Source organism: Anabaena sp. FACHB-1391, assembly GCF_014696755.1.
Classification (GTDB): domain Bacteria; phylum Cyanobacteriota; class Cyanobacteriia; order Cyanobacteriales; family Nostocaceae; genus Dolichospermum; species Dolichospermum planctonicum.
The window spans coordinates 36,983-53,391 of sequence record NZ_JACJQS010000013.1 but is presented as its reverse complement, the minus strand read 5'-3'; the positions used below and the strand labels follow the sequence as shown (position 1 = coordinate 53,391).

The window sequence follows — 16,409 nt, the reverse complement described above, 5'->3', positions numbered from 1 at the left end:
TCTCCTAACTGAACTCATCTCCATACTACAAACTATTGAAGAGTGAACGGACAATTTTTATGGATGTTTCCAACCCTCAATTGCTTTTAAAACGCCCGATTAATGTGAAAGCGATAGTTACCCCTCTCTGGAAAGAGGAAGTACACCAGCAATTACAAGTTCAAATTAATCAAATTGACCAACAACTGCAACAATTAGATATTGAAGGGCAAAGAGCAATTACCGCTATTCAAAAACAGAGTCTTCAACCACCAGGACCTCAGACACTCCAACAAATTGACAACGTTCAACTCCAAGTTAATCAAAAGAAAAGTGAACTTCTAGAACAGAAAAATCAAATGCTGCAAAACCTCCAGCAAGTACAATTGTTGGAATTAGATGAAGAAGTCAATCAATTTCAATTGGAAAGCTTTTTCCGCATTGAAATTGGTGATAACTTAATTAGTAAAATGCAGGTTGAAGTTGTCCTTCGTGACGGCATTGTCGAAGAAATTCGCGGAGACATCTAAACATGATACTAAAAATACCCCACCTCCCTAAGAAGTAGGGTATTTTTGTTCAAGAGGATGATAGATTAGGGGATTAATGCTGAGTAATTTAACGTGAGATGTAGTTTGAGTGGGTATAAAGCAGAGAAACTTAATTATACCACCAATAATGGCTTTTTTTTAGATACGAAAAAGTGGTAATTTTGGAATGTTCATCAGCGGTACATAACTATATAGTTATTATCAGTGAGTAAACAATACCAGAACTTATGTAACTGGCACATTGGTAAAGTGCATCAGATATCAACAATCCGTTTATTTGCCAGATTTTTGCAGTCTGATGCACCCTACAATACATTTTTGGTGTAACACTTGCGTAAGAGGATGTTTTAAAAGTCGTATCCTGTAATTTTAATCACATTTTTACTGCCCGTTAAGGGGGGTTAGGGAGGTGTCAAAAATATTTGATACATCAATCATGACTTTTCAAACACCTTCTCAGCAATCCCATGGGTTATCACCTTTTTTACACCAGATCAACACCTGTAACTAACCTATTCTAGAAAAGGAACATTAACCTAAATGAATAATATCAGAGAAAGTATTAATTTCTTCTTTTTCTCTTTAGTCAGAAATTTTATCAAATTTTTCAGTCGAGTTAAGTTGAGTGGGAAATCCTTAAATAGCAGTGATGTAACTGGTCTATTACCAATCATCGGTTATGGTCTTGTAATTATGTCATTCATAGACTTTATCTCTGTTGCTGCGGAGCTTAAACTGCAAAACTTTGAAAGTGAACTTAATTCCATTAGCGCGTTCACTGAACACAGTTGGATTTTTCTGATTGGTTTGGGGTTGATTTTTACTCGCTATTTTAGCGAAAATCAATATGATATCCGCTATCCAGAAATTATTTTTCAAAGAATTATTCGCTGGGTAATCCTATTGATGGGAGTCGCATTTTTCATAGCAATTCCCCTGGTTTTTGTAAATACAGGACGTTTATTAAAATCAGTAAATGAGCAAATAATTGAACAGCAAAAGGGCAATCTTGAACAAATAGCTCAAATCGAAAAGGGTCTCAATTCTGGTCTTACCAAAGCACAAATCCAAATTCTTGGTAGGAATATCAACCTGACCCCAGAGGAATTAAAGTTACCAGAGCCTCAGATCAAAGATTCAATTAAACGAAACTTACTCATTGGTAAAACAAGAATTACCGAAGCGGCAAATGAAGCCAAGAGACAACAATTTAGGAGCAGATGGAAAAATAGTTCTAGAACAATTATTGCTCTTCTCATTCTTAGTTTTACCTTTGTGATTGTTTGGTTCAAAATAGGACAGGTTTTTTAAAATGTTACAGATGATGTTAACAATCAAACGTAAAATAGAAAGATTCAGGAAAGTTAACTTATCAAATCATACTTTCCTACTCCTATTCATCTTTGGATTGATTTCTGCAATTAACCTCACACTTTATTGGCGAGTTGAACAAAATTTCAATCAATGGTTCTTGGAACTAACACTATATGGAAGTATCCTATGGCATCTTTACCAGAAACGCTATGATCTCACCTTGGTTAGTGTATTTCCAGCTAATTTTATTGGTTGTTGTTTGATCATCATTCCCTACCTCAATGCAAATTTTTCAGTCCAAGAAATCTCTATTTTCTGGTATTTTCTGCCGTTAATCACTTCCGTAGGTTTCGCTTTATTGGCATCGGGATTTCAGGGAATTAAACAATTTCGCCGATATTTAGTAATTACTGCCATATTTCCCTTGGTTGAAATCTTGGTAAAATTATTGGGAATGCTAATTAAGATTACAGTCATTTCTGCTAAATTCACCTCTTTTCTTTTATGGTACTTGGGCTTTGATTCCACTACTCAAGGCGCTCTTGTTTCTGTTAATAATGGGACAATTGATGTTTTGTCAGAATGTACAGCAATACCACTTCTAATCTTGCTATTAAAAGCTTCTTTTCTGTTAATCATTCTTTTTCCCTCTTTCCTGAAAAATATTTATTTGCCCTTTATCCTCTCAGTGGTTATTAGTGGGGTTTGTTCCGTTATCCGGTTGGCTATTATCGCCCTTGTAGTTACAGATAAACCTGCATTTAATTATTGGCATGGTTCTCAAGGTGGTGATATCTTTGCTTTACTCTCGTTCCTATTGTTTGGGCTTATTATTCTCTTGCTATCACCTAATCATCAAATTCCATCATCACTGTCAAAAGTTACATCTCATAAATCCCAACCATTATCTTATTCAAATTTAATCATAGGTATTAGTTTGAGCATCATTTTATCTAATTTTTCTCTCCATACCAGTGCTGGCTTGAGTAAAGCCACTGTCTATCATTTTCCCCAGCAAATTCCTCTCCCCGGTTGGCAATTAACCACTAGTGAACCTGTTTCTGGATCTCAAAAACAGAATAATCTCCCGCAACAGACTACAGGTATTGAAGCTGATAACAAGCAAGAAATATTATCAGGACAAATTTATCATTACCAAAGCTCTGGACAGAGTTTAACTGTCAATTTATACTACATACCTTCTAGTTTAGGGGATATCCAATCCTACTATGAGCAATTTAGTTATCTACCTGATTTACCTAAGCTAATAAAGCCTCTGGAAAAGGTTAACCCTAAGGGACATCATTTACAGTTCTCCTCTGGGGAAAACCACTATTTAACAGCCTGCATTAATTCCATGGGAAAAAGTACAGTCACAATATCTCAATTCACTGCCTATTTTTATCGTCCTTACCTCAATCCCTCTCAATGGTTGAATCTCCTCAACGGTAAACAGACTCCCCGTGACAGACGCTGTGTCTGGGGGCAACTTTCCTTGGCTAAATCTGATGGTAGTGGGGCTGAATTGGAGGCTGTTTGGCAGGCTTTATTATCCTATTGGCAGGATAATTTCCCTAAGTTGAAAACCTAGACCAAAAGATGGGAGGGGGTTGACAATTGATTTTAAATATGTTAGAGTAGAAAAGACAAGGAAGAACTATCATAAAAAATTAAGGATTTCAGAATCGCTGACTATGACATAGTTGGTTAAGTTTGATGTAAAAAACGGATTTTTATCTTTGGCAAAAAATCACCAACTTGACCACAAAACTGTTAGAATCCATAAATTAAAGTCCATATATTATTTATTGATTCTGAAACCACCATTATGAGCATTAACGAAGTATTTATGCCGGCGCTGAGTTCCACCATGACCGAGGGCAAAATTGTCTCCTGGGTCAAATCGCCGGGGGATAAAGTGGAAAAAGGCGAAACGGTGGTGGTTGTCGAGTCAGATAAGGCTGATATGGACGTAGAAACCTTTTATGAAGGATATCTAGCCCATATCATCGTTGCCGCTGGTGAAACCGCCCCAGTGGGCGCAGCGATCGCTTATATTGCCGAAACAGAAGCAGAAATACCTACAGCCAAGTCCTTAGCTAACGCAGGCGGCGCTGCTGCATCTTCCGCACCCGCCCCCACACCTGTAGCCGCTGCTGCAATTGCCACTCCTGTCACCACATCTCAAAATGGTTCTAACCATCAACCAGGTCGGGTAGTAGTTTCACCTCGCGCCCGTAAACTAGCCAAAGAACTGAAAGTTGATTTAAATACCCTTAAAGGTAGTGGTCCTTACGGTCGCATTGTCGCTGAAGATATAGAGGTTGTTGTCGGTAAAGTGCAGCCCGCTACCACCCTTGTTGTTACTCCCCCCGTTGTCACCCCTGCCCCTGTAACTGCCCCAGCCCCAGTAGTCACACCTGTACCCACACAGGTGGTTACTAGTTCTGTTCCTGGTCAAGTAGTACCATTCACTACCTTGCAAAATGCCGTAGTTCGCGGCATGGTAGCCAGTCTATCTGTACCTGTATTCCGTGTTAGTTACACAATCAGCACCGATGGATTAGATAAACTTTACAAGCAAATTAAATCCAAAGGTGTGACAATGACGGCACTACTAGCCAAAGCTGTAGCCGTAACATTACAAAAACACCCCATTCTTAATGCCAGTTATTCAGACCAGGGCGTTGTTAATCACTCTCATATTAATATTTCCGTAGCAGTCGCCATGGATGACGGCGGATTAATTACACCGGTTTTACAGAATGCAGATGCAATTGACATCTATTCTTTATCTCGCAATTGGAAATCTTTAGTGGAACGCGCGAGAACAAAACAGTTACAACCAGCAGAATATAACAGCGGTACTTTCACCCTTTCTAACTTGGGAATGTTTGGTGTAGATACCTTTGATGCGATTTTACCTCCTGGACAAGGTTCTATTTTAGCCATTGGTGCATCACGTCCCCAAGTAGTAGCCACAGCCGACGGGTTATTTGCTGTGCGTCAACAAATGCAAGTTACTATTACCTGTGATCATCGCATTATTTACGGTGCTGATGCTGCTGGATTCTTGCAAGACTTAGCGAAGTTGATTGAAACCAATCCCCAATCTTTGACGATGTAATACTTATTATTGGTATTATTGGTAATCCAGTTCCCTTCCTTTGCGGGGAGGGGCTAGGGCTGGGTTTTCGTGACTACACCGGGGATCTATAAAAAATATAAACATATACAAATTCCAGATTCTAAGAACTAACATAAAAACAAACTATTAATTAAAAATTAGCGTGTGTTATGACAACCAAAAAACAATTCAATAGCTTTGAAGAAATGCTATCCGGTTCAGATTTACCCGTCTTAGTAGACTTTTATGCTGAATGGTGTGGCCCTTGTCAAATGATGGTACCAATTTTAGAACAGGTCAACAACCAATTAAAAGACAGATTACGGATTGTCAAGATTGACACAGAAAAGTATGGAAATCTAGCAAGTCAGTATCAAATTTCAGCTTTACCAACCTTGGTACTATTTAAACAAGGTCAACCCGTGGGCAGAATTGAAGGTGTTATGGAAGCACAACAGCTAGTAGAACACCTGAAATCACGGCTTTAGTATAGTTTCCCAAATTAGAGATGGGAAATTCTGCGTCTCTCTAAGCTGTACTGCATTTAATTTGTATAGTTATAGCGGGCAAGATGCCCGCACCACAAGATTTAGCCAGATTATAATTGTACAATCAATTTAGCTGCGTAACAGCTTATTACAGCAGTTTTCACTCTATTTCTTCCTTTGCCTCTTGGTGCGAAGCATCTTGCCTCCTTGCAAATGCTATTCTAATTTAGATAGTTATAATTCCTGATTTTGAATTGTTGACCTAATGCGGTAATCTTCCATTAAGACTAATAATCGATCGAAATTTTCAAAGCTAAAATACAGGTATTACTTAACTACAACTTAGTATGAAATTCAATGTCACGATTGATCGAGATGAAGATGGTGTCTGGATTATTGAATGTCCTAGTATTCCTGGTTGCATTAGTCAGGGAGCAACAAAAGAAGAGGCTTTAGAGAATATTCAAGATGCGATTTCTGCTTGCTTACAGGTTAGGGCAGAGATTGGCTTGCCATTGACTATTGAAACTAAACAAGTAGAAGTCTTAGTATAGTTATGGCATCAAAATTACCTGTTCTGAGTGGACAAGAAGTAGTTCGTACTTTTGAAAAGCTGGGCTGGCGATTTGCACGCCAAAGTGCAAGTCATATAATTTTGGTCAAAGAAGGTGAAATGGTAACTTTGTCTGTTCCTGATCATCATGAGGTGGCAAAAGGGACTTTACGTGGACTGATACGAACTGCTGGGTTAACAGTAGAAGAATTTATTGCCGCTGTTTAAATATATGGTATAGATTGCTTGTAGCATTGACTATTGATTTTATGGGAATTAATTTATATGTTGTCTCGTTCTCTTCGTCAATTAGTGGATGGTTTTTGTTACCACGTTACGACTCGTTGTAATAATCGTGAGTTTAATTTATACAGCTTTTTTGGAGTTAGGTAACTCTTTAGATGATTGTGCCAAACGCTACAAAGGTTTTTGCCAGCGATATAAACCACCAAAAAATAAACAAGAAAAATGTAGCAACAGGGGAGTCGGTTTTTGACGAGTTTAGGCATCAACAATTAGCAACGCCCAAGGTCGGGACTAAACACAAAACGTCACCTCAACAATTGTCCCTGCCGTTTTTGGTGGAGTGCCAGGTATCCAAAATCGCTGTCCGAGGATGTGGAAAAATTTATCCTAGGGAACCGCTACATCAGGGTTGGCAGTGCGGGTTTTTGATGCTATGCTTTTTCTAGCTTTCCATCTTGCGGCCAAGACGAAAGTGCCACTGCGGGAATGATACTACCCCCGTTGAAGTCAAAAGGGACGGAGGGACGGGGGTGGGGGGGCGCATCTTAGGTCTAAGATCATAAAATAAACGTACGCCCAGTACGCCCCTAAGGAAAAGGATAATAGGGTTAGTTTGAATAGTTATAGTCGTCATAGAAGGCGGAATAGGCGAATTTGGTAGAAACAGGTAGTTGTTGTGTGGGGAACTCTGGTTGTGGTAGAAACAAATATAAGTAATCAGTAACAACCTGGTAGGCTGCGTTTTGATCGTCCCACCAAGGAGTACTCTTGATCCTGTCTTGATTGTCAAGATAAGTTCCTTGAATGGTTGTCACATCGTATGGAGTTCCATTTACAGTTAATACCACCGCCTTAGCAGGAGACATTAAAGCAAGGACACCAGCAGCAGCACTACCAACAACTAAAGGCAAAAGACGAGATAGAGTAAATTTTCCCATACAACTATCTATGATGAAATCTTCTACTACTAATTTTATATCACACACATGCACCCATATTTTAACTATTTATTATTCATAGTTTTTGCGGGCGCACAGACGGAACTTGGGTGAAAATCAATGACAGTTTGCGAGATAATTACGAGATACCAGTCCATCATAAGCCATAATCGTAATCGCAATAAGTGTAATTACCTCTTGCCTCTTACCTCTTGCCTCTTTCTAAATGCTATCCTAGTTTAGCAAGTAGCAATGCTGTTGCTAAAATGCCTCTAATTCCTGATTTAATGATGACTATTATATTATTGGATTGTTGACTTGATTTAGCACTAAACCAAAATCAGCCTTATTATATCATAATAAATCTACAAAACACGCAACGGGAGACGAGTAACGCATGGGCAAGGTAGTTGGCATCGACTTGGGGACAACCAACTCAGTAGTCGCCGTCATGGAGGGTGGCAAGCCGGTGGTGATTGCCAATGCAGAAGGAATGCGAACAACCCCCTCCGTCGTTGGCTTTAGTAAAGAAGGTGAAAGGGTTGTAGGGCAAATGGCTAGACGGCAAACCGTCCTTAATCCCCAAAATACCTTTTTTGCGGTAAAACGCTTTATTGGGCGCAAATATGGGGAATTAAACCCGGATTCTAAGCGTGTTCCTTACACTATCCGTAAAGATGAAATTGGCAATATTAAAGTTGCTTGTCCTCGGCTGAATAAGGAATTTTCCCCGGAAGAAATTTCGGCCATGGTGTTGAAAAAATTAGCTGATGATGCTAGTCGTTATTTGGGTGAACCTGTTACTGGGGCTGTGATTACTGTTCCTGCTTATTTTAATGATTCTCAGCGTCAAGCTACCCGTGACGCGGGTAGAATTGCAGGTTTAGATGTTTTACGCATTCTCAATGAACCCACAGCCGCAGCTTTGGCTTACGGATTAGATCGAGGTGATATGGAAACTATCCTCGTTTTTGATTTGGGTGGGGGAACTTTTGATGTATCCATTCTGGAAGTGGGAGACGGCGTATTTGAGGTTAAGGCTACTAGTGGAGATACTCAACTCGGTGGTAATGATTTTGATAGAAAAGTGGTTGATTGGTTGGCGGAACAGTTTTTAGAAGCAGAAGGGGTAGACCTAAGACGCGATCGCCAAGCGTTGCAAAGACTAATGGAAGCCGCAGAAAAGGCTAAAATAGAACTTTCCGCAGTCAGCGTCACTGATATTAATTTACCTTTTATTACTGCCACGGAGGATGGTCCAAAACACCTAGAAAGCCGCTTGACGCGATCGCAATTTGAGGGTTTATGTGTAGACTTGTTAGGTAGATTAAGAACACCAGTAAAGCGGGCATTAAAGGATGCCGGACTCTCTCCGGTAGATATTGAGGAAGTTGTTTTGGTCGGTGGTTCTACTAGGATGCCTATGGTAAAACAGCTAGTTCAAGACTTAATTGGCATCGAACCGAGCGAAAACGTCAATCCTGATGAAGTTGTCGCTGTCGGTGCGGCTATTCAGGGCAGTATTCTCGCTGGTGAAACTAAGGATGTTTTGCTGTTAGATGTTACACCCCTATCTTTGGGTTTGGAAACCATTGGCGGTGTGATGAAAAAACTTATACCGAGGAATACAACGATCCCAGTTCGTCGTTCTGACATCTTTTCTACTTCGGAAAATAATCAAAACAGCGTAGAAATTAACGTGGTTCAGGGTGAAAGGGACATGGCCACAGATAACAAGTCTTTGGGACGGTTTAAACTTTATGGTATCCCCCCAGCACCAAGAGGTATTCCCCAAGTTCAAGTATCTTTTGATATTGATGCTAATGGTATTTTGCAGGTAACAGCCTTAGATCGTACTACGGGCAGGGAACAAAGCATCACCATTCAAGGCGCTTCTACTTTAAGCGAGTCCGAAGTTAATAGAATGATTCAGGATGCTCAAAAATACGCCAATGTTGATAGACAACGGAAAGAACGAGTTGAAAAACGTACCCGGTCTGAAGCTTTAATATTACAAGCAGAACGGCAATTACGCGAACTAGCGTTAGAAATGGGAATGCAATTCGCTCGTAACCGTCGTCAACGCATTGATAATATTTGTCGCAATTTACGGGAAAGTTTACAAGCTGATGAAGATCGGGGTATTGATCAGGCTTATGCTGATTTACAAGATGCTCTTTATGAACTGAATAGAGAAGTCCGTCAGTATTATGCTGAAGATGAAGATGATGATCTATTCGGTGCTATCCGTGACATCTTTGCTGGTGAAAAAGAACCGGAACGAGATGTTTACAGAGATAATTATAGAGATAATTATCGGGAAAGAAATTCATCTAACCGAGGTGTTAACAGAGATAATGGGAGAGAAAATCGTTCTCCCAATTATGAAAGTCGTCCCACCCGCACTAAACGCCCCAGTTACCAAGATAATTGGGATGATGATGATGATTGGCTATAAGCTGATTTTGGATTTTGGACTCGGTATCTTTGATCTAAAATCTAATTTTTCATATTTGTAGGGACAGTAACAAGTATAAGCACATCTGACCACTGACCACTGACCACTGACAACTAACATTTAAATAACAGATTATGCAAAATTTGCAAAATTTTCGGGATTATTACGAGATTTTAGGAGTTTCTAAAGATGCTTCCAGCGAAGAAATTAAAAAGGTTTATCGTCGTTTAGCTAGACAATATCACCCCGACCTCAATCCTGGCAATAAGGAAGCAGAGGAAAAATTTAAAACCATTGGTGAGGCTTATGAAATCCTTTCCGATTCTAGCAGGCGATCGCAATATGATCAATTTAGCCGCTATTGGCAACAAAACGGTTTTGCTGGTAATAAACAAACTCCCAAGTCCAAAGGTTGGAATAACCGCACTAATGACCGTTCTAGTCAAGATGTAGACCCCAGCCAATTTAGCGATTTTGAAAGTTTTGTGAATCAGGTAATTGGTGTTAGCAACCGTAAAGAACCGAAAAGCAGTTCGGAAAATACCACCACTAGCGACCCCTTTCGCAGTCCTAGAACTAAAGTTGCATATACGGTTAATACTCCCCCTCGTGCTAACCGTCGAGATATTGAAGCTAGATTAACCTTACCTCTGGAAAAAGCTTATCAAGGTGGTAATGAAAGAATACGTTTAGAAGATGGGCGATCGCTCGAAGTGACTATGCCCCCAGCTATGGTGACGGGTCAAACTATCCGCTTGCGAAATCAAGGAATTAGTGGTGGTGATTTATACTTAAAAATTACCGTAGATCCTCATCCTTTGTTTAAGCTAGAAGGTGCTAATATCTTCTGCCAAGTACCTGTAACTCCCAGTGAGGCGACATTGGGCGGACAAGTTGAAGCACCTACCCTTGATGGTCCAGTGAAAATGACTATTCCCCCAGGTGTGAGGTCTGGACAAAGATTCCGTCTTGGTAATAAAGGCTACCCTGTTGAAAATGGACAACGTGGTGATCAATTAGTGGAAATTCAGATATTAACTCCCAAAAATATTAGTCCTCAAGAACGGGAACTGTATGAGAAATTAAGAGAAATAGAAACTTTTAAACCTCGCGCTGATTTAATTTAAATAAAACAAAACAAACTACCACAAAACAAAAGAAATCAATTTCTCCACAAATGGCTCAGATGCAGAGTGGGTAGAGAATGTTAGACTCCTGGATCTGTTATCCTGGATATAGATCCCATTCCTAACTAACTTGCAGCTATGACCGTCACCCAAAAGATTGAACCCGGTTTAGATGTAATATTTCCTCCCAGTAATCTAGAAAGTGACGAACCCCCATTGGAATCATCTTTACATCTACAACAAATGCTACTGCTAATCCAATGTCTCAATTGGTGGTGGCGAGATATTAATAAAATTAATAATTATTTTGTTGCCGGGAACATGACTATTTATTACAGTCCTCGGCAAATTAAAACCAAAGATTTTCGTGGTCCAGATTTTTTCCTAGTGCTGGACACAGAAAACTGCGATCGCAATAGTTGGGTAGTCTGGGAGGAAGGTGGTAAATATCCTAATCTAATTATAGAATTGCTTTCTCCCTCTACTGCTTCCACTGATAAAGGGTTAAAAAAACAAATTTATCAAGATATTTTCCGCACACCTGAATATTTTTGGTTTAATCCGCAAAGTTTAGAATTTGCTGGTTTTATCTTGTTTGGTGGAACATATCAACCTATAGAACCCAATCCTCAAGGTTTATTATGGAGTCAGCAGCTAAATTTATATTTGGGTGTCCATGACGGTAAATTGCGTTATTTTATGCCAGAAGGAGAGTTAATGCTAACACCCGAAGAGTATGGAGTACAACAAACTCAACTCGCAGAACAACAAACTCAACTCGCAGAAGAAGCAACCCAACTCGCAGAACAACAAACTCAACTCGCAGAACAACAAACTCAACTCGCAGAACAACAAACTCAACTCGCAGAACAAGCAAGCCAACTCGCAGAACAACAAACTCAACGTGCAGAACGTTTAGCAGCCAAACTCAGAGAATTGAATATTGACCCTGACATTTTATGAGATAATACAGTTTGTGTAGGTTGGGTTGACCCAAGGAAACCCAACATTTCAACACATATTAGACAAGAGTGCAAAATTAATTTTATGTTACGATTGAGGTTTGTGTTAATTTTAGATAAAAGTTAGAGTTACACGGCTATAGTGTTCTTTACGATCGCAAAGAACACCAAAGATACATAAAACCTAAAGCCTCCTATCCTACCACAGAAACAATTGTGCAATAGGTCTATTGATAACAAAATCAAAAACAACTTAAATACTGACAATTTTTAAAACATCCTTTTATATAGTTGACTAAACTTCTTGACTAGTTGTGCAATAATATTGACATATACACTATTTAAATAGGCTATAGGGTTTGTGACTTTGACAAAAATTAGCCCCGGACAACCACTGACTGATATACAGAAAAATGGCTTACAGTTGGTATCCCTGTTGACTGGGGGTAAACGTGATGTTATTTTAGCTATTGATGTCACTGAAAGTGTCGGTTTTAATGATCAAGGCCGGATTCGTTTACGTCAAATAATTACAGACAGTCTGAAAACCGGTGATTCTGTTTATGTTGTTCCCTTCGCTCAAAATTTGGTTTTTGATGATGTCATATCTGTAGAAAATCCCTTGGGAACACCTATATATTTTGGACAGAAAAATACAGAAAATATTGATAAAGTATTAGCAAAAATACCTTTTAGTTCCGACCCTAACCGCTATGGTACAGATATTCAAAAAGCAGAATTAACTATTTATCAAGGTATCGCACAAATTAATCAAAATCGAGTTTCTAAAAATCAATTAATTAAACCCCAGTCCGTTGTTTGGATTACTGACGCACCTTTGTTTACTCAACCGGGAATTAATTCTCAGATTTGGACAGAAACCCCTGCTGATAGTCCTTTGAGAATAGCAACATCACCGGAAAGCCAAGAAAGACAAAAATGGATTGAGACTTTACCTTTAAAACAGCGATCGCTCACAATTGTAACACAATCCAGTAAAGATTATCAACTATCTGTAGTAGACATTAACCCGACAATTCAAGAATTTTGTACACCAGCCCCCGGAGGTCAAGAAACCTGTTTAGTTAATCCTTATTTACTCAAACAGCTATGGTTTCCCAGTTTAATTTTATTATTATTAATAGCTGCTAGTGTTTGGAGTCTATGCAAATTTGCCAGATTACAAAAAAAATGGAAATTGCGAATCACCTTTGAAGATAATACAGAAGATGAAGAAAAATTATGTATACTACCAAATAAGAAAAAAATCGCCATAGGTGAAGATGATCCTAGCTGTGACGATTCCATTGACTGTCCAGGAGGAGAAATTAGAGGCCATTTACAACGTCAAGGAGAAAAACTATATGTAGTCCCAACACCAGAGGGAAACATTCAACTAAACAACAAAAAAATTACATCAAAGACTCTCATAACTAATTCTAGATTTACGCTAAATTGTCCAGATTCACGCCAGCGTGATTACCAAATAAATGTTAAAATTGAAAAATAGTATTCAGGGGAAAAACTATGACTCAAGCATCTGCAAAAGAAACCCAATATAGAGGCATTAATCGCACAATTTGCATCGGTTTAGGGGGAACTGGTAGAGATGTATTAATGCGAATTAGACGGTTAATTGTTGACCGTTATGGAGACTTAAATAATTTACCAGTTGTCAGTTTTGTTCACATTGACACAGATAAAGCAGCCACCCAAGTCACAGGGATTAGAACAGGGAGTACCTATCATGGTGTTGACTTAAGTTTTAAACAATCTGAAAAAGTCAGTGCTACCATGTCATCAAGAGATGTCACCATGTTTGTAGAAGGACTAGAACGGCGTTCGGAATATAGTAATTACGGACCTTATGACCATATTGGGATCTGGTTTCCTCCCCAACTATTGCGAAATATTAAAGCAGTGGAAGAAGGGGCAAAAGGGATTAGACCTGTGGGAAGATTGGCTTTTTTCCACAACTACCAAACAATTAAAACAGCCATTGAAACCGCAGAGAGACGGACGAGAGGATATGAATCAAAAATGTTGAAATCAGGTTTAAAAATAGAGCCAGGAGTAAGTATTTTCGTTGTCGGTTCTCTTTGTGGTGGCACGGGAAGCGGGATGTTTTTAGATGTTGCTTATAGTCTTAGAAGTCTTTATGGTGAAGACGGTGCTCAAATTTTGGGTTATTTAGTGATTAGTCCAGAATTGTATGGCAATACTCCTAGCATGAGTGCTAATACTTATGCTGCATTAAAAGAATTAAATTATTATAGCAACCCTGGTACGGAATTTACTGCTTGTTATGATACTGAAAATTTATCAATAATTCGAGAAAAACGTCCACCTTTTGATTATACTTATTTGCTATCTCATAAAACAGGGAGTGAATATGAAATTCTTACTCAAGGTAAGTTATGTAATGTAATTGCCCATAAAATTGGTCTAGAATTTTCTGGTGAATTATCTTCAGCCATTAAAGGTAATCGAGATAATTTTCTTCAACAAATGATTAAGTCTGATATACATCCACGTCCTAATAGCCAAAGATACTTAACATTTGGACTTTCTGCCATTTATTTTCCTCGTGATACTATTATCCAGATTGCCTTAACAAAAGTTAGTTCAAATTTGGTCAAATTTTGGTTAAATGGCAAGGGTCAAAGTCCAGATCCTATTAACTTACTTGAGCAATTTTTGATTCAATATAATTGGCATAATGACTTAGGCAAACGAGATGGTTTAACTAATAAATTAGCGGAGTCTGTAGAAGAATCTAATAAGACCTTTAGTAATAGTCTCAAAACTTGGCAAAATAAATTATCCCGGTTAATTGATGAATGTAAAAACAAAGATGACCGCACTAATATCCGTCAGCAATTAGCAACAGAATTTTATAAACAATTTCGCACAGTGCAACCAGGAGAAACAGAAAGCAGTCGCGGTTATTGGTTGACAAAATTAATGCAAACTACTCCCAAGATTACCAAAGAACTTAATGGGAATATTGATGATTATGTGATGCAATTACTCACACCAGTAGATCCTAATTTCTCTATTAAAAATACACACAATTGGTTAGATTCTCTGCGACATGAATTACATAAATATCAACGAGATTTACAAGAATCAATTACTGATTTTGGAGGAATGAAGCGATTAGAAGATGTAGAAAAAAAATGGGATAATGCAGAACAAACAATTGAAGAATTACAAAATAAACTAGCTATTCCCTTTCTTAATTTCAAAAACATACAGTTTCAAGACGAATGTAAAAAATTTATACAAGAAGTTTGCAAAATTTTCAGACATAATTTTGACTTAACCGTGTTGCAAGAAACTTTGAAAATTGTCAGTCAATTACAAAAGCAAGTTCAAGAAAAAGAAAAACAAGTCGCAGCTTTCAGTAGTTTGGTAGAAGATTTACAAAGTGCTTATGAAAAAGAGGAAAGAGAATTAAAACAGTTAAATTTTGATGAAATGAGTGGAGAGGCAATTTTTGATACTGAAGATATAGAACTTTGCTATCAAATAATGATACCAGAAAATGATAGTCGTCCCCAATTAGTATTAGCAAGTTCAACACTCACTGAAACAACAGGTAAAGGAGAATCTTTAGCATTTTTCCTAAATATGGAACGGACTACCCACTCTCAACTAAAACAAGAAATTGACTTGAAAGTTGATAGTTTATTTGCTTTTCGTGGTAGAAATATCGTCAATTCCGTAATTAAACGCTTCATGCAAAAATACTCATTAGGTGCGCGTTCAACTCGTTTAGCGCAAATTATACAGGAAGCTCAACCACTTTTGCGTTTGAATTTGAATGATCCTTATTTCCGAGACGAAGATGCTAAGAGTAGCAAATTAATAGGATATAAAGATACAGATGAATCAGAAGTGAGAGATTTTAAAGAGTTATTAATACAGGATTTAGGAGTTACCACAAATGTTTTAAAAGCAATACAAGCAGATGATGAAATCCTAATTGTGAATGAGTATGCTGGGTTTCCCTTGAGATTAATTATTACTTTAGAAAAAATGAGAAACCCATATTTGCGAGAACAAAATTCTGGTACATCCTTTTTGCATAATGATTCTCACATACCCTTTCCTGATATTATTCCACCTGATGCTAAAACAATTGAAAAAATAGAAGATATTTTTTATCCTTGTCTAGCGATGGAATTATTAGCAGAAAATCATAATACTCAAAAGTTAGAGTTTCAATATTATGACTCTTTCCAAGATATTTATTATACTGCTATTTTGAGTACAAATTGGATGGAAGCTTTGGAAGATTTAGCCAATAACCACAACATGACTGATACCTTGGAGCAAATTTTAGATAATACAATTTTAGAAATGGAAAATAATCCAAACTTATGGGAAAATGAATATTTACCCAAACTGCGCCAATTTCCTGAGAAGCTGAAAAAAATTCCCGAAAATGCTCCCAATTTTCCCTATATTCAAACTGTATATACCTCACCAGACAATAAGCAGCCTAAAGTCAGAGAGGGAGTCATAAATCGTTTTTGGAAGAGAATAGAACAAAAACTCAGCATTAGCAAAATTACAAAAATTGTGAGACGAGAATAAGATTTATATGTAAGTATTCAGCTAAATAAGCCAGATCCCGGACTTCTTTTTTGATGAGTTCAAT

The 16,409-nt window shown here is 38.1% G+C and carries 13 protein-coding genes; 12 read left to right on the top strand and 1 reads right to left on the bottom strand.

Features of this window, described 5'->3' with window-relative positions:
- Positions 1 to 59: 59 nt before the first annotated feature.
- The 7 genes from H6F62_RS08365 to H6F62_RS08335 all read left to right on the top strand — a co-directional run bounded on the left by H6F62_RS08365 (position 60) and on the right by H6F62_RS08335 (position 6,240).
- Positions 60 to 509: a YlqD family protein gene (locus tag H6F62_RS08365; protein ID WP_137906978.1), complete on the top strand. Its 450-nt coding sequence runs from the start codon at positions 60 to 62 to the stop codon at positions 507 to 509.
- A gap of 561 nt (positions 510 to 1,070) precedes the next feature.
- Positions 1,071 to 1,841 carry an HpsJ family protein gene (locus H6F62_RS08360; protein ID WP_190371796.1) on the top strand — a complete coding sequence of 257 codons (771 nt, stop codon included), beginning with the start codon at positions 1,071 to 1,073 and terminating at the stop codon, positions 1,839 to 1,841.
- Positions 1,842 to 1,851: 10 nt separating this feature from the next.
- Positions 1,852 to 3,435, top strand: coding sequence for a cyanoexosortase A system-associated protein (locus H6F62_RS08355; protein WP_162501172.1), 1,584 nt, complete (start codon positions 1,852 to 1,854; stop codon positions 3,433 to 3,435).
- Between the two features lie 237 nt (positions 3,436 to 3,672).
- Entirely contained in the window at positions 3,673 to 4,971 is a 1,299-nt protein-coding gene (locus tag H6F62_RS08350) for a dihydrolipoamide acetyltransferase family protein (RefSeq protein ID WP_190371795.1), read from the top strand.
- Positions 4,972 to 5,141: 170 nt separating this feature from the next.
- The gene (gene trxA / locus H6F62_RS08345) at positions 5,142 to 5,459 is read left to right on the top strand and encodes a thioredoxin (RefSeq protein WP_137906974.1); all 318 of its coding nucleotides are present in this window, start codon (positions 5,142 to 5,144) and stop codon (positions 5,457 to 5,459) included.
- A 347-nt stretch (positions 5,460 to 5,806) separates the two neighbouring features.
- Positions 5,807 to 6,013: a type II toxin-antitoxin system HicB family antitoxin gene (locus tag H6F62_RS08340; protein ID WP_137906973.1), complete on the top strand. Its 207-nt coding sequence runs from the start codon at positions 5,807 to 5,809 to the stop codon at positions 6,011 to 6,013.
- Between the two features lie 2 nt (positions 6,014 to 6,015).
- The gene (locus H6F62_RS08335; RefSeq protein WP_137906972.1) at positions 6,016 to 6,240 is read left to right on the top strand and encodes a type II toxin-antitoxin system HicA family toxin; all 225 of its coding nucleotides are present in this window, start codon (positions 6,016 to 6,018) and stop codon (positions 6,238 to 6,240) included.
- A 626-nt stretch (positions 6,241 to 6,866) separates the two neighbouring features.
- Here H6F62_RS08335 and H6F62_RS08330 read toward each other — a convergent pair.
- On the bottom strand, positions 6,867 to 7,244 hold the full coding sequence (locus H6F62_RS08330) for a hypothetical protein (RefSeq protein ID WP_190371794.1): 378 nt from the start codon (positions 7,242 to 7,244) through the stop codon (positions 6,867 to 6,869).
- A 349-nt stretch (positions 7,245 to 7,593) separates the two neighbouring features.
- On the opposite strand from H6F62_RS08330, the gene dnaK reads away from it, so the two are divergent.
- The 5 genes from dnaK (at position 7,594) to H6F62_RS08305 (ending at position 16,345) form a co-directional block, all read left to right on the top strand.
- Positions 7,594 to 9,654 (top strand): molecular chaperone DnaK, encoded by a 2,061-nt coding sequence (gene dnaK, locus H6F62_RS08325; RefSeq protein ID WP_190371793.1) that lies wholly within the window; start codon positions 7,594 to 7,596, stop codon positions 9,652 to 9,654.
- 134 nt (positions 9,655 to 9,788) lie between these two features.
- On the top strand, positions 9,789 to 10,781 hold the full coding sequence (locus H6F62_RS08320; RefSeq protein ID WP_137906969.1) for a J domain-containing protein: 993 nt from the start codon (positions 9,789 to 9,791) through the stop codon (positions 10,779 to 10,781).
- 138 nt (positions 10,782 to 10,919) lie between these two features.
- Positions 10,920 to 11,744, top strand: coding sequence for a Uma2 family endonuclease (locus tag H6F62_RS08315; protein WP_137906968.1), 825 nt, complete (start codon positions 10,920 to 10,922; stop codon positions 11,742 to 11,744).
- A gap of 360 nt (positions 11,745 to 12,104) precedes the next feature.
- A complete protein-coding gene (locus H6F62_RS08310; protein WP_190371792.1) occupies positions 12,105 to 13,253 on the top strand; it encodes a VWA domain-containing protein in 1,149 nt (382 codons plus the stop codon).
- Between the two features lie 17 nt (positions 13,254 to 13,270).
- Positions 13,271 to 16,345 carry a tubulin-like doman-containing protein gene (locus H6F62_RS08305; RefSeq protein WP_137906966.1) on the top strand — a complete coding sequence of 1,025 codons (3,075 nt, stop codon included), beginning with the start codon at positions 13,271 to 13,273 and terminating at the stop codon, positions 16,343 to 16,345.
- Positions 16,346 to 16,409 lie beyond the last annotated feature (64 nt).

Bases quoted from the DNA above. Each gene is read 5' to 3' on its own strand.
- H6F62_RS08365 (WP_137906978.1), top strand. From the start codon at position 60: ATGGATGTTTCCAACCCTCAATTGCTTTTAAAACGCCCGATTAATGTG.
- H6F62_RS08360 (WP_190371796.1), top strand. From the start codon at position 1,071: ATGAATAATATCAGAGAAAGTATTAATTTCTTCTTTTTCTCTTTAGTC.
- H6F62_RS08355 (WP_162501172.1), top strand. From the start codon at position 1,852: ATGATGTTAACAATCAAACGTAAAATAGAAAGATTCAGGAAAGTTAAC.
- H6F62_RS08350 (WP_190371795.1), top strand. From the start codon at position 3,673: ATGAGCATTAACGAAGTATTTATGCCGGCGCTGAGTTCCACCATGACC.
- trxA (WP_137906974.1), top strand. From the start codon at position 5,142: ATGACAACCAAAAAACAATTCAATAGCTTTGAAGAAATGCTATCCGGT.
- H6F62_RS08340 (WP_137906973.1), top strand. From the start codon at position 5,807: ATGAAATTCAATGTCACGATTGATCGAGATGAAGATGGTGTCTGGATT.
- H6F62_RS08335 (WP_137906972.1), top strand. From the start codon at position 6,016: ATGGCATCAAAATTACCTGTTCTGAGTGGACAAGAAGTAGTTCGTACT.
- dnaK (WP_190371793.1), top strand. From the start codon at position 7,594: ATGGGCAAGGTAGTTGGCATCGACTTGGGGACAACCAACTCAGTAGTC.
- H6F62_RS08320 (WP_137906969.1), top strand. From the start codon at position 9,789: ATGCAAAATTTGCAAAATTTTCGGGATTATTACGAGATTTTAGGAGTT.
- H6F62_RS08315 (WP_137906968.1), top strand. From the start codon at position 10,920: ATGACCGTCACCCAAAAGATTGAACCCGGTTTAGATGTAATATTTCCT.
- H6F62_RS08305 (WP_137906966.1), top strand. From the start codon at position 13,271: ATGACTCAAGCATCTGCAAAAGAAACCCAATATAGAGGCATTAATCGC.